Origin of the sequence: Streptomyces sp. NPDC048248 (assembly GCF_043201875.1) — a bacterium.
GTDB lineage: Bacteria > Actinomycetota > Actinomycetes > Streptomycetales > Streptomycetaceae > Streptomyces.
The window spans coordinates 59,939-71,945 of record NZ_JBICZL010000019.1 but is presented as its reverse complement, the minus strand read 5'-3'; the positions used below and the strand labels follow the sequence as shown (position 1 = coordinate 71,945).

Here is a 12,007-nt window from a genome sequence, read left to right as displayed (position 1 = left end):
CCTCACGCCTCCTGGTCGGGGTTCGGGGCGGGATCGGCGTCCGCCGCCGGGAACGCCGTCCGCATCAGTGTCGCGGCGCCCTCCCAGCTGATGCCCGCCGTCATCCCGGGAACATCCGCTCCGCAGGCGGCGAACTTCTCGCGCAGGTCGCTCGCGGTGGGCGGGCGTCCCGGCGAGCCGGGCGGCAGGGCCATCTCGGAGTGGACCGCGGTGCCGTCGGCGAGGTCGATGCGCAGGGCGACGGTGCCGTCGAGGAGGGTGGTGGTCTCGCCGGGCAGCCGTTCGACGGTCACCAGGTCGATGATCTTCTGCGCCTCAGGCCGGTTCACCGCCTCGTCCGTGAAGCTCTCGAAGCCGGGGTAGTCGTCGAGCAGCGCGGTGGCGATCGCGTACGGCATGGAGAACTTCGCCGCGAGGCCGGTCACGGGCCGGTCGTGGAGGAGCGGATGCACGGTACCCGCGGGGGTGGTGACGGTGATGCCGGTGACGTCGCCGCCGGTGTGACCACCGATGAGCCGGTCGCGGATCTCGCGCAGGGCGGCGATCGGCCGCTGCATGGCGTAGCAGCAGGGGAACAGCTTGATCGCGAGACCACCGGGGACGGCCGGACGCTCGGCGCATTCCGTCGTGGGCGTGCCGCCGACCCGCTCCAGCCATGCGTCCAGGGCACGGGGGTCGGCGGTGGCGCCGGCCCGGGCGAGCCGGGCGGCTCGCACTCCGGCGTCCGCGGCGAAGCCGACCTGCAGGGACTTGCTGTGCGTCCCGAACGCTTCCTGGACGCCGCCGGCCGCGGGTACGGCGAGCGCCATCGCGGTGGCCAGCCGGGGGACGTCCAGCCCGAGGGCGATGCCGGCCGCCACGGCGGCTGCCGGGGCACCCGCGGTGCAGGTCGCGTGCCAGCCGGCCGCGTAGTGACGCCAGCCGAGCATCGCGCCGAGCCGGGCCATGACGCCGGCGCCCGCCAGGTAGGCGCGGGCGCCGCCGCCGGCGGCGAGTACGGCGGGGACGGTGACCACCGAGATGTGCGTGGTGGTGTCGGTGTGCAGGTCGTCGAAGTCCAGCACGTGGGCCATCGCCGCCCAGCGCGCCGCATCGGGCAGGGGCGCGGCCACCGGGCGCAGCGGGTGGGCGCGGGCGGCGAGCGCGACGGCGAGGGTGTCGGCGAGAGCCCGGTCGGCGAGCACGAGGTCGTCGGGGTCGGGCCGGTGGTCGTGGGCCCACTGCGCGAGGGCTCGGGCGGCGGTCATGCGGGTCCCCTCCGATGTTCGGCGTCCGCCGAGTGTGCCGTGCGGCGGCTCTGCGCAATTTGTACGGCCAAATGTTGCCCGTGTCAACGAGGCGAAATCCAGGCACCATCGGGGATTTCGGCGCACCCTTGACGGCAGAGTGAGGCGCACCACAGAATGCCGGTGCTTTGTACGTAGCAATACATCAAATGGCTTCATCAATGGCCGCCAGGACGCCGTGCGGCCTGTGAGCGCCGCGGGACACGTCGCCTCCGCACCCCTCACCTGATGAGCCGCCGCCCGTATGCCGGGACCCCTTGGAGGTAGGTCAGTGTCGACCCCGTCCCCCGCCCTCGCCGCACTGAGCGGGGCACCCATCGGCCGTATGCACCGCAGGGTGCTGCTGACCGTGAGCGCGATGTTCCTGTTCGATCTCGCCGATCTCAACACGTTCGCCTACGCCGCACCGGCGATCCGGGCCGCGCACCTGTTCACCGTGCACGACGTGGCCGTCGTGACCGCGATGAGCTTCGCGGGGATGGCGGTGGGCGCCGTCCTCGGCGGACGCGCCGCCGACCTGCTGGGCCGCCGGGTCGGCATGTCCGCCGCTGTCCTGATCTTCTCGGCCGCCTCCCTGCTCAACGCCGTGGTCTCCACACCCGGCCTGATGGCGGCGGCCCGCGCGCTGACCGGCTTCGGTCTCGGCGCGATGACCGCGGTGGCGATCTCCTACCTCTCCGAGGTCACCCCGGCCACCCACCGCGGCCGCTTCCAGGCCGTCGCGCTCGGTGTCGGCCTCGTCGGCATCCCGCTGGTCGCCTTCTCGGCCCGCGCGATCACCGTGTCCCACCCCACCGCATGGCGCTGGCTGTTCGTCGCGGGCGCACTCGGATTCCTGCTGCTCCCGCTGGTCTGGCGCCTGCCGGAGTCGCCACGCTGGCTGCTCTCCCGGGGCCGGACCGAGGAGGCCGAGGAGACGGTCCGCCGCTTCGTTCCGGAATTCCGCCCGGGGGCCGCGCAGCCGCACAAGGAGGTGCCCGCGGCGGAGCAGCTCCTGCCGCCGAAGGCCCGCTTCGCCGACCTCTTCGCGCCGGGCCAACGACGCAACTCCCTCGTCATGATGGTCGTATGGATCTTCGCGCTGACCGGCTTCTACGGATTCGCCTCCTGGGTGCCGACCCTCCTGGCCGAGCGCGGCCAGGACTTCGCCAAGTCCATGACGATGTCGGCGATCACCACGATCGGCGCGGTGCCCGGCGCCTTTCTCGCCGCGCCGTTCATCGACCGGTTCTCGCGCAAGCACCTCTCGGTCGTCCTCGGGCTCCTCGTCGCCGTGGTCGGCATCAGCTACGGGCTCAGCACCAGCACCGCCGCGATCGTCGTCTTCGGCGTGCTGGTCGCCGCGCTCAGCCAGAGCTATATCGCCGTCCTGTACTCCTACACGCCCGAGTACTTCCCGACCGCCCTGCGGACCGCGGGTTCGGGGCTGGGCAACGGCGCCGGGCGGGCCGCGAACATCGTCGCCCCCCTGATCATCGCGGCCATCTACACGTCACCCGGGCTCGGTTACGTGGGCGTGTTCGCCTTCGTGGCCGGGGCCTGGCTCATCGCCGCCCTCACCGTGGCATTCTTCGGCCTCGACACCCGCGACGCGGCACTGGAGGAACTGCACGCCCGACCCGCGCAGGAGGAACCGGTGCCCACCCAGGCCGCCCACACCGCAGACGTCCGCTGACTCCCGCCGGGTGACCGGCCCCGGCCACCCGGCAGCCGCCCCGTTCTCCCTCCGTTCCGCCCCTCGCACGACAGGAGCCGCCTTGCCCCCCGCCGATGCCTCCGACGCCGACTTCAGCGTTCTCGAAGAGACCGCCCGTACCTGGCACCCGGCCGGCGCTCACGCCACCGACGCGCTGGACCCTGCGGCGGTCGCGGCGCTTTCCGCCGTACTCGACCTGCCTGAGTCGGTGGCCACGGCAGGCAGGCCGCTGCCGCCGCTGTGGCACTGGCTGCACTTCCTGACCTGGCCGCGGCAGAGCGATCTGGGCCCGGACGGGCACTTGCGCGACGGGCACTTCCTGCCGCCGCTGCCGGAGCGGCGCCGCATGTTCGCCGGCGGCCGGCTGGAGATCCGTACGCCGCTGACCACCGGGCACCCGGCCGAACAGACCAGTCGCGTGGTGAAGGTGCAGGCGAAGAAGGGACGCAGCGGCGGGCTGCTGTTCGTCACCGTACGCAACGAGTTCAGCCAGGACGGCGAGCTGCGGGTGGCGGAGGAGCAGGACATCGTCTACCGCAGCGGCGGCGGCGCCCCGGTCCCGGCGGCCGTCACCGTGGACACCGACGCCGAACCGCGGAGCGACGCACCGTGGCAGCTGCCGTGGACGACCGATCCGGCCGTGCTCTTCCGCGTCAGCGCGCTCACCGCGAACACCCACCGCATCCACTACGACGCCCCCTACGTCACCGACGTCGAGGGATATCCGGGGCTGGTCGTGCACGGCCCGCTGCTTGCGCTGATGATGCTGGAGGTGGTCCGCAGGCAGGCCCCCGAGCGCACCGTCCGCACCCTGTCCTACCGGCTGCACAAGCCGGCGTTCTGCCGGGAACAGCTGCTGGCCTGCGGTGAACCGTTCGACGGGGGCGTGCGACTGCGGGTCACCGGGCCGCGCGCGACCGAACACGCCACGGCGGAGGTGACCTTCGCATGAGCAGCGCCGACATGGACGCATGGGCCACCGCTCTGGCGGCCGCCCGCAGCCTGTTGTTCGTCCCCGGGCACCGACCCGACCGCTACGACAAGGCGGTCGCCGCGGGCGCCGACGGCGTGGTCATCGATCTGGAGGACGCGGTCGCCCCCGAGGGGAAGGACGCGGCCCGCGCCGAGGTGGCCGCGTGGCTGACCGAAGGCGGCCGGGCGGTGGTCCGGATCAACGCGCCCGGCACCCCGTGGTTCGAGGCCGACCTGGCGATGGCCGCCGCGCACGGCGTCCCCCTCATGCTGCCCAAGGCCGAGGACCCGGCCGTACCGGAGGCGATCGCCCTGGAGACGCGCGGCCGGTCACCGGTGCTGGCGCTGATCGAGACCGCCGCCGGGGTCGAGAACGCCGCTTCGCTCTGCCGGGCACCGAACGTGCTGCGGGCCGCCTTCGGCAACGTCGACCTCTCGGCGCAGCTCGGCGTGGACCCCGCCGATCATCAGGCGTTGGCGTACGCGCGCTCGCGGGTGGTGTGTGCGTCAGCAGCCGCCGGGCTCGCGCTGCCTCTGGACGGCGTCACGACCGACCTCAACGACGCGGAACCCTTGTCGGGGGACATCGCGCACGCCCGCCGGATGGGATTCACCGGGAAGCTGTGCATCCACCCATGCCAACTGGACGCCGTTCACAAGGGGTTCGCACCGTCCACCGCCGAGCGGGCGTGGGCGCGCCGGGTGCTGGGTGCCGGTGAAGCGGTCAGCGTGGTCGACGGTCGCATGGTGGACCGACCCGTTGTGGAGCGGGCGCGCCGCATCCTGGAGGCCGCGGCACGGGACTGAGCCGCGGGACAGGCCGTCCGCCGCATCCGGACGCCTATGAGCAGCCCCCGCATCCCTGCGGGTGACCTGCCCCTTCGGGGGCCGATAGGCTGGCCGTTCCTTCCCGGATGTGAACGGCGACGAGGATGTGATGGCCAACAAGCCGGCCCGTGGGCAGAGCGCGTACCAGCAGGTGGCGAACGATCTGCGCGCGGATCTCGCGGACGACCGCTACCCCGAAGGGGTGCGGCTGCCGACGGAGGCCGAGCTGGCCGAGACCTACCAGGTCAGCCGCCAGACCGTACGCCGCGCCTTCCACGACCTGGTCGCCGAGGGCCTGGTCTACCGGGTCCCGGGGCGCGGGACGTTCGCCGCCCCGCGCGACGGCCGCTACCTGCGCAAGTTCGGTTCGGTGGACGACCTGATGGGGCTGTCCATCGACACCACCATGCAGCTGACCAGCCCGCTGCGGCGGCGCGTGGACATCGACGCGGCCGGGCGGCTGCGGCTGGACAGCGACATGGTGCACACCCTCGCCTTCCGGCGGCTGCACGACGAGGTGCCGTTCTGTCACACCACGGTGTGGCTGCCGACGGACGTCGGCGAGACCCTGACCTCCGTCGACCAGCTGACGGAGGCGGGCGCGACCAGCACCTTCACCATCATCGGCCTGCTCGACGACCGGCTGGAACAGCCCATCACCGGGGCCGAGCAGAGCATCACGGTCGCCCCGGCCCCGGACGTCGTCGCCGAGCAGCTGAAGTGCGAGCCGCAGCATCCGCTGCTGCGGATCGACCGCCTCTACACGACCTCCGAAGGCCGCCGCATCGAGCTGGCGATCAGTTACTTCCTGCCCGAGCTGTACTCCTACCGCGTCCGGCTACGCCGCTGAGGGCGGCATCGCCACACGAAGCTCGCTCGCCCCACCGCCCTTGCGCCCGGCCCTCTCCGGCTGCCTGACGACACGTCAGCCCGAGGTCACTCCGGCTCTTCCGCGGCAAGGGCCGCCGCGATCGCGTCGGTGATGCGGTCCCCGGTCGCCGCCTTGTCGAGGCCGAGACCGGCGAGTACGCCCTCGCCTCCTTCGAGCTCCAGCAGCGCCAACAGGACGTGCTCCGTGCCGACGAAGTTGTGCCCCAGCCGCAGGGCCTCCCTGAACGTGAGCTCCAACGCCTTGCGCGCCTGGGTGTCGTACGGGATGAGTTCGGGCACCTGCTCGGCCGCCGGCGGCAGCGTCCGGGTCACGGCCTGCCGTACGGTCTCCAGGGGCACGCCCTGCGCGACCATCAACTTGGCGGCGAGCGCGTTCGGCTCGCTCAGCAGCCCCAGCACCAGGTGCGCCGGGCGGATCTCGTTGTCGCCCGCCGCCCGGGCCTCGTCCTGCGCGGCCACCACGACGTTTCGTGCCCGGGGCGTGAACCGGTTGAAGCCCGCACTCGGGTCGAGGTCCGAGGGACCGCCGGGGTCCTTGGGGACAAACCGCTTCTGAGCTGCTTGCTTGGTCACTCCCATGCTCCGGCCGATCTCGGTCCAGGAGGCACCGGAGCGCCGCGCCTGATCGACGAAGTGGCCGATCAGGTGGTCGGCGACGTCGCCGAGATGGTCAGCGGCGAGGACCGCGTCGGAGAGTTGGTCCAGGGCGTCGGGATGGACCTTCTTGATCGCCTCGATCAGATCGTCGAGGCGGACCTGAGGGTTCATGCGAAGTGGATTCGTCATGCGTCAACCGTAGGTTGTCGATCCGCGGTCGTCAACCATGCGTTGACGCATTCTGCGAGTGGAGGGAGGAGCCGGCCCAGGTCCCTCCACCCCATCCCCCCACCTTCGTTCCTGCGATCGCCGCGCCGCAGGCACTACGGCTCCTGCCGGGCCCTGCGGTACATCAGGAGCTGAGGTGGTACTGGGTCCAAGGCTGGGGGGAGGCCGCGGCCTCCTCGTAAGGGGAAGCGATCGTGCCCCACGGGGCGAGGGCGTTGTCCCAGTCCTGGGCGAGCGCCACATCCTGGACCGTCTCCCCCGCCGGCACCGCGCCCTGGTACCAGGCGGACTGCACCGCATGCGCCGTGGGCGCCGCATTCCATGCAGCTGTCTGCTGGGCAGGGATGGCGTATTCGGCTTCGTGCATCTCACCGGGGCCTCGGCGATGACGTCCCGCATGACCCTCATGGCCGGGGAAACGGCCCTGGGCCGAGAGCTGTTGGGCACGGCTGACCAAACGGGTCAGGTCCAAGCCGAGTTCGGTGGCCAATTCACGCAGATCCACCCCGGTCTGCCAACTGCCGATCAGCACCGCATCCATCGCCGCGGACCACCCCTGCTCCTGAGGGCTGCTCGTCGCCTCGCGCGGCGGAGCCGACTGCCGAGCCCCGGAACCCTGCGCAGGCGCGGCGGCGGCGGGCGGAACCTCGGAAGAGTAATCAGGCGCCTCCGGCATCTCCGGTTCCCGGATCAGCGCGGTCGGGCCCCCGGCCAGCAACTCCTCGGCGACAGCGCGGGCGTCGTCCTTGCCCACCGTGCGCCGGGCGACCCGCACTTCCCGCTCGTTCAATCCGAACAGGCCGGCCACCGCGCCCGCGCTGCCCACCGTCACCGCGAACGCCGCCAGAACCCGTGACCGGTCGGCCTGCGCCTCATCAAGCCTGGCCTGCGCCTCGCGCACCCGCTCGTCTCCCAGACAAAACGCTTCCGCCAGCACGGCGTTGCGGTCCCACAACTCTCTAGGCTCCATACCCGGACAACGTTTCAACAACGCGGTTGAACCGTTTTGGCGCAATAAAGCACCCCAAAGCACGCATACACCCACGAAATGACAATAACGTTACGGGTACGTGGGCCGTCTCGGGGCGCTTCACGACTGAGGCGCCCAGGCTTACCGATCGAGCGCCTCGTGGGCCGTGCGACACACCCCATCCGGCCGATCGTGTGACGCCACGCCCGCCATTCGGCCCCATCCGGCCGACCGTTCCGGCACCGCTCGGCTGCGCACGCCTGCACCGGTGACGGACGGCGGGCGGATGGCCGGCGGTGTCGGCGCCGTCGACCGCCACGCACGCGCCGGTCCACCGGAGTCCCCTTTACAGCACAACGACCCCGCCACGGCGAAAGCGCGCGCCGCTCAACGGGTGATTATCGGGCCCTTATCCACCCGAAGAGCCCAGCGCGTCGCCCGAATGCGGCGTTCTCCGGTGGTGGCGCGCCGTGATCCGGCTGACGGTGATCACGCCGCACCTGCGATCCCGTGTGCCGATGACGCGTCGGCCTTCGCAGACGCAGCGAAAGGAAAATGCCCCCATGCGCACTGCTCGCACCCTGTTCGCCTCGGCCGCCATCACCGCGGCCCTCGCGATATCCGCTCCGGCCGCGTACGCCCTGACCACGGCCGAGGACCGGACCCCGGACAGCACGTCCTCTTCCAGCAGCGACCACGACAAGTCCGGGAAGGGCGATCACGACAAGTCCGGGAAGCACCACAAGGGCCACAAGCACGACCACGACAAGTCACGGGACGGCCGCAAGCCTCACGGCGGTATGCGCACCGGCGGCGGCGCCCTGGCCACGTCGCTGACGCAGGACTGGGACCAGGACGACTACCCCTCCGGTGACGACCGCGAAGAGGGCTGGAAGGGCGACCGCGAGGGCGGTTGGAAGGGCAACCACGACAAGTGGAAGGGCGAGCACAACAAGTCGTGGGAGGGCAAGAAGCCGCACGGTGGAGTCCACACCGGTGGCGGCGCCCTGGCGATGTCCGGTAGCGGTCTGGCCGCCGGCTCGGTGCTGCTGCTCGGTGGGCTCGGCGCCGGCGCGTACATGCTGCGCCGCCGCAACGCGTCAGGTGCCGCTGCAGCCTGACAGGGCCGCATCCGCCACAGGTCGCTGTGTTGTCGCGGCCACCGTCCGACCGGGCGGTGGTCGCGGCGATGCGCTTCCCGTCACCGGCCCGCCCGCGGCCCGCAGGCGACGGCGCCCGGACGCCGCACCGCTTCCGTTCACGAAAGGCCCGTTCATGTCGGCGCAGCAGAACTCCCCCCGGACCACGACAGCCCAACGCCCGCCCGGCCGTTCCCTGATGTGGCCCGCCGTGGCCGTCGGACTGGGTGCCCTCCTCGTCTACAACTCCTTCGAGACCTCCGCGGACCCCAAGCCACAGTCCCGGCCCCCGGCGGCGGCCGCCTCGGCCACCCCCGGGCCGACACTGCCGCACTCAGCGCCCACGCGGCTCTCGATCCCGGAGATCGCGGTCGACGCACCGTTCACCCCGCTGGCCATCGAGGAATCGGGCCAACTCGCGGCGCCTCCGGCGGACGACAACAACCTGGTCGGCTGGTTCGAGGAGGGGGCGTCGCCCGGCGAGCGAGGCGCCTCGATCGTCGCGGGCCACGTCGACACCAAGACAGGGCCCGCGGTGTTCTTCCAGCTCAGCACGCTCAAGCGCGGCAGTACGGTGGACATCGCCCGGGAGGACGGCACCGTCGCGACGTTCAAGGTCGACAGTGTGGAGACCTTCAGCAAGGCGAACTTCCCCAACGACCGGGTCTACGCCGACACACCGTCCGCGGAGCTGCGCCTGATCACGTGCGGTGGGGAGTACGACCGCAAGGCCAAGGACTACGCCGACAACGTGGTCGTCTTCGCCCACCTCGCGTCGTCCAAGGACGCCTGAGTCCCGATGTGTTGGCCGCCGTGAACGCGCGTTCTTCGACATCCTCGTCCTCTACAGTGGTGCCGGGCCGTGACTGGCGCTTGGGTGGGGTACCACCGGGGAGCGGCCCGACCGACCTGGTCAGTGCCGTGCGCCTGGGCGACTCGTATCGACGCCCAGGAGCGCACCATGTCCCGAACCGCTCGTGTGATGGACGGCAGCGATCTCGCGCGCCGCATGGTCGAGCGCGCCGCCGAGCGTGCGGCGGAGATCTCCCGGCGGACCGGACAACGCCCGTGCCTGGCCACTGTGCTGGTGGGTGAGGACCCGGCCTCGGTGACCTACGTCCGGATGAAGCGGAACCGCTGCGAGCGCGCCGGCCTGCGATCCCGGCATGTCGCACTGCCCGCCTCGGTCACGCAGGCCGAACTCATCGGCGCCATCACCTCGTTGTCGCGGGATCCCGACGTGCACGGAATCCTGCTCCAGCATCCGGTCGGCCCGCACCTCGACGAGCGCGCGACGTTCGAGGCCATCGCCCCGGAGAAGGACGTCGACGGCGTCACCACCCACTCGTTCGCCGCGATGAGCTTCGGCCTGGACGGCTTCGCCTCGTGCGCACCCGGCGGCATCATGCGGCTGCTGGAGCACCACGACGTCGAACTGGCCGGCCGGCGTGCCGTCGTGGTCGGCCGCAGCGCGATCCTGGGGAAGCCGGTCGGGATGCTGCTGCTCGCCCGCGACGCCACGGTGACCTATTGCCACTCCCGCACCGCGGATCTCCCGTCTGTCACCAGGGAGGCCGATGTACTGATCGTCGCGGTCGGCCGGCCCCGAGCCCTGCACGGTGACCACATCAGGCCCGGCGCGGTCGTGATCGACGCCGGCTATCACCCCGGCAACGTCGGAGACGTCGACTTCGACAGTGCGCGGCGTCGCGCCGGTCTCCTCACGCCCGTGCCCGGCGGCGTAGGTCCCATGACCATCGCCACCCTGCTCACCCAGACCGTCGAGGCGGCGGCCCGACAGCTGGGCGCCCTCGGAGCGGAGGCGTACACCGGAGCCGGGTGAGATGGCGCAACTCCCCACTCGTGCACAAGAGTTACTTCAGCGGGCGCAGGCGTCCCGTACGTGGCCATTCGACGGCCGGAATTGTGCGACCGCGGTCAGCCCTCCGACCGGCCGCCCGCCCCGAAGCCCGACTGCCAGGCCCACAGGTGAGTGCAGTTGGGGCATTGCAGGTGCAGCGTGCTGCCCTTGTTCGTCAGGAGGTAGCGCCAGTGATCGCCGCAGGTGCGGCCGTCCAGGCAGGTCGCGCAGTCCTGCTGGTCCTCGCACCGGGGGCAGGGCACCCAGGCCCGGCGGCCGATGTCGGCTGTGGGATCGAGCGGCAGCATCGTCAGCCCCGCCCGGACGCCGGCAGGACTCCGGCGGCGACCAGCATGTCGTAGGTGGCCTGCTGCTCCGCGTCGAGGCCGGAGTAGAGGAGTCGGTTCGCCTCGTCCTCGGACTCCATCACCGCGAGCGGGTCCCAGGTGTCCCCCAGCGCCGCCACCACTTCGGTTCGGCGCCTGGACTCGTGGTCGGCCAGATCGAACTCAAATATCTGCTGGTCAGAGGCGTTACGGTCGGTCATGGTGCGCTTCCCGTGCACGTGCGGATGATGCGAACGTGTCTACCAAGAGGCGCGGGCTTGAGGAAGCGTCAGGCAACGAGGGGCGACGGGGTGACCACTGCGGCTTCGGTGCGTGACGATACGAGTCGCCTTATATCCACCCCAAAGGGACCACTAAGCCCGCCCTTTTATGTGTTTTGCCCCATTTTAAGATGCAGTAAGCGGTGTGACGTATTTCATCCGGTGCCAAAGGCTTGATCCAATGACGGTTCCGCGGCCTTGTTGACGCGCCCCGCCGGCCGGGCCACTCTCGGAGCCCTCATCCTTCTTCCAGGAGGTCCTCATGTTCCGACGTACGGCCGCGACCGCCTTTGGCGTTGTCATGCTCGCGGCGGGTTCCCTCATGGGCGCCGCCCCCACCTCGTACGCCGCCTCCCCCGCCTCCGACGCCACCCGAGCCTCCGGGCAGCCCGACGCCGGCCTGCTCGCCAAGCTCACCCACGCGCAGGCCACCGGGAAGTTCCGCACCGCCGGCATCACCTGGTCCTCCAGCGGCGGCTGCTCGGACCGGAACAACTCCACCTGCACCTCGTTCGACCAGATCAATTCCGCCACTGTGGACGGCGTGATCACCCTCAGAGGTGCCACCGGCTGCGCGATCAACCTCACCGGGGGCACCGAAACCGGCCACGCCAGCGGCACCTACAGCCACTGGAACGGCTACAAGGTCGACTTCAGCCTCTCCACCTGCCTGACCAACTACATCACCGGGACGTTCTCCTCCATCGGCGGCTCCAAGTGGAAGTCCGCCAGCGGGAACGTCTACTACAAGGAGGGTGATCACTGGGACGTCACGTACTACAACTGCGGTGGCTGCGTGGCGGGCGCCCGGCAGTAGCGCGGAGCAGGGGGACGGCCACAAGCGGCTGACGGGAGCGGGCGGACAGCCGGAAGAGGCCGGCACGGCGTCGGCCCGCTCTTGGCCCGCGACTGTTCTCGCCGGCCTCCGCCCG

Annotated in this window: 13 protein-coding genes and 1 riboswitch; of the genes, 8 read left to right on the top strand and 5 right to left on the bottom strand. The window is 71.2% G+C overall.

Annotated elements, in window-relative coordinates; genetic code table 11:
• Positions 1 to 2 precede the first annotated feature (2 nt).
• The gene (locus ACGFZW_RS32480; protein WP_393896873.1) at positions 3 to 1,247 is read right to left on the bottom strand and encodes an MmgE/PrpD family protein; all 1,245 of its coding nucleotides are present in this window, start codon (positions 1,245 to 1,247) and stop codon (positions 3 to 5) included.
• Positions 1,248 to 1,557: 310 nt separating this feature from the next.
• On the opposite strand from ACGFZW_RS32480, the gene ACGFZW_RS32475 reads away from it, so the two are divergent.
• From ACGFZW_RS32475 to ACGFZW_RS32460, 4 genes are all read left to right on the top strand, one after another.
• Positions 1,558 to 2,961 (top strand): MFS transporter, encoded by a 1,404-nt coding sequence (locus tag ACGFZW_RS32475; RefSeq protein ID WP_393896872.1) that lies wholly within the window; start codon positions 1,558 to 1,560, stop codon positions 2,959 to 2,961.
• A gap of 82 nt (positions 2,962 to 3,043) precedes the next feature.
• Positions 3,044 to 3,934 (top strand): MaoC family dehydratase N-terminal domain-containing protein, encoded by an 891-nt coding sequence (locus ACGFZW_RS32470; protein ID WP_393896871.1) that lies wholly within the window; start codon positions 3,044 to 3,046, stop codon positions 3,932 to 3,934.
• A complete protein-coding gene (locus tag ACGFZW_RS32465) occupies positions 3,931 to 4,761 on the top strand; it encodes an HpcH/HpaI aldolase/citrate lyase family protein (protein WP_393896870.1) in 831 nt (276 codons plus the stop codon). Before ACGFZW_RS32470 ends, ACGFZW_RS32465 begins: the two co-directional genes overlap by 4 nt.
• A 109-nt stretch (positions 4,762 to 4,870) precedes the next feature.
• On the top strand, positions 4,871 to 5,632 hold the full coding sequence (locus tag ACGFZW_RS32460; protein ID WP_393896869.1) for a GntR family transcriptional regulator: 762 nt from the start codon (positions 4,871 to 4,873) through the stop codon (positions 5,630 to 5,632).
• A gap of 86 nt (positions 5,633 to 5,718) precedes the next feature.
• Here the strand turns inward: ACGFZW_RS32460 and ACGFZW_RS32455 are convergent, their stop codons facing one another.
• A complete protein-coding gene (locus ACGFZW_RS32455) occupies positions 5,719 to 6,459 on the bottom strand; it encodes a Clp protease N-terminal domain-containing protein (protein WP_393896868.1) in 741 nt (246 codons plus the stop codon).
• A 163-nt stretch (positions 6,460 to 6,622) separates the two neighbouring features.
• Positions 6,623 to 7,435: a hypothetical protein gene (locus ACGFZW_RS32450; RefSeq protein ID WP_393896867.1), complete on the bottom strand. Its 813-nt coding sequence runs from the start codon at positions 7,433 to 7,435 to the stop codon at positions 6,623 to 6,625.
• Between the two features lie 596 nt (positions 7,436 to 8,031).
• On the opposite strand from ACGFZW_RS32450, the gene ACGFZW_RS32445 reads away from it, so the two are divergent.
• The 3 genes from ACGFZW_RS32445 (at position 8,032) to ACGFZW_RS32435 (ending at position 10,450) form a co-directional block, all read left to right on the top strand.
• The gene (locus tag ACGFZW_RS32445; RefSeq protein WP_393896866.1) at positions 8,032 to 8,589 is read left to right on the top strand and encodes a hypothetical protein; all 558 of its coding nucleotides are present in this window, start codon (positions 8,032 to 8,034) and stop codon (positions 8,587 to 8,589) included.
• 154 nt (positions 8,590 to 8,743) lie between these two features.
• The gene (locus tag ACGFZW_RS32440; RefSeq protein ID WP_393896865.1) at positions 8,744 to 9,400 is read left to right on the top strand and encodes a class F sortase; all 657 of its coding nucleotides are present in this window, start codon (positions 8,744 to 8,746) and stop codon (positions 9,398 to 9,400) included.
• Positions 9,401 to 9,459: 59 nt separating this feature from the next.
• A riboswitch (ZMP/ZTP riboswitch) is annotated at positions 9,460 to 9,547 on the top strand.
• Positions 9,548 to 9,568: 21 nt separating this feature from the next.
• Positions 9,569 to 10,450: a bifunctional 5,10-methylenetetrahydrofolate dehydrogenase/5,10-methenyltetrahydrofolate cyclohydrolase gene (locus ACGFZW_RS32435; RefSeq protein ID WP_393896864.1), complete on the top strand. Its 882-nt coding sequence runs from the start codon at positions 9,569 to 9,571 to the stop codon at positions 10,448 to 10,450.
• A 95-nt stretch (positions 10,451 to 10,545) separates the two neighbouring features.
• Here the strand turns inward: ACGFZW_RS32435 and ACGFZW_RS32430 are convergent, their stop codons facing one another.
• Both ACGFZW_RS32430 and ACGFZW_RS32425 read right to left on the bottom strand, forming a co-directional pair.
• A complete protein-coding gene (locus tag ACGFZW_RS32430; RefSeq protein ID WP_393896863.1) occupies positions 10,546 to 10,776 on the bottom strand; it encodes a hypothetical protein in 231 nt (76 codons plus the stop codon).
• Positions 10,777 to 10,778: 2 nt separating this feature from the next.
• Positions 10,779 to 11,015 carry a DUF6400 family protein gene (locus tag ACGFZW_RS32425; protein WP_393896862.1) on the bottom strand — a complete coding sequence of 79 codons (237 nt, stop codon included), beginning with the start codon at positions 11,013 to 11,015 and terminating at the stop codon, positions 10,779 to 10,781.
• A 322-nt stretch (positions 11,016 to 11,337) separates the two neighbouring features.
• Between ACGFZW_RS32425 and ACGFZW_RS32420 the strand changes: the two genes are divergently transcribed.
• Positions 11,338 to 11,892, top strand: a complete 555-nt coding sequence (locus ACGFZW_RS32420) for a hypothetical protein (RefSeq protein ID WP_393896861.1) — start codon at positions 11,338 to 11,340, stop codon at positions 11,890 to 11,892.
• The last annotated feature ends 115 nt before the right edge of the window (positions 11,893 to 12,007 follow it).

Excerpts from the sequence above, each read along its gene's own strand:
- ACGFZW_RS32480 (WP_393896873.1), bottom strand. The coding sequence starts at position 1,247 with ATGACCGCCGCCCGAGCCCTCGCGCAGTGGGCCCACGACCACCGGCCC.
- ACGFZW_RS32465 (WP_393896870.1), top strand. The coding sequence starts at position 3,931 with ATGAGCAGCGCCGACATGGACGCATGGGCCACCGCTCTGGCGGCCGCC.
- ACGFZW_RS32455 (WP_393896868.1), bottom strand. The coding sequence starts at position 6,459 with ATGACGAATCCACTTCGCATGAACCCTCAGGTCCGCCTCGACGATCTG.
- ACGFZW_RS32445 (WP_393896866.1), top strand. The coding sequence starts at position 8,032 with ATGCGCACTGCTCGCACCCTGTTCGCCTCGGCCGCCATCACCGCGGCC.
- ACGFZW_RS32440 (WP_393896865.1), top strand. The coding sequence starts at position 8,744 with ATGTCGGCGCAGCAGAACTCCCCCCGGACCACGACAGCCCAACGCCCG.
- ACGFZW_RS32435 (WP_393896864.1), top strand. The coding sequence starts at position 9,569 with ATGTCCCGAACCGCTCGTGTGATGGACGGCAGCGATCTCGCGCGCCGC.
- ACGFZW_RS32430 (WP_393896863.1), bottom strand. The coding sequence starts at position 10,776 with ATGCTGCCGCTCGATCCCACAGCCGACATCGGCCGCCGGGCCTGGGTG.
- ACGFZW_RS32425 (WP_393896862.1), bottom strand. The coding sequence starts at position 11,015 with ATGACCGACCGTAACGCCTCTGACCAGCAGATATTTGAGTTCGATCTG.
- ACGFZW_RS32420 (WP_393896861.1), top strand. The coding sequence starts at position 11,338 with ATGTTCCGACGTACGGCCGCGACCGCCTTTGGCGTTGTCATGCTCGCG.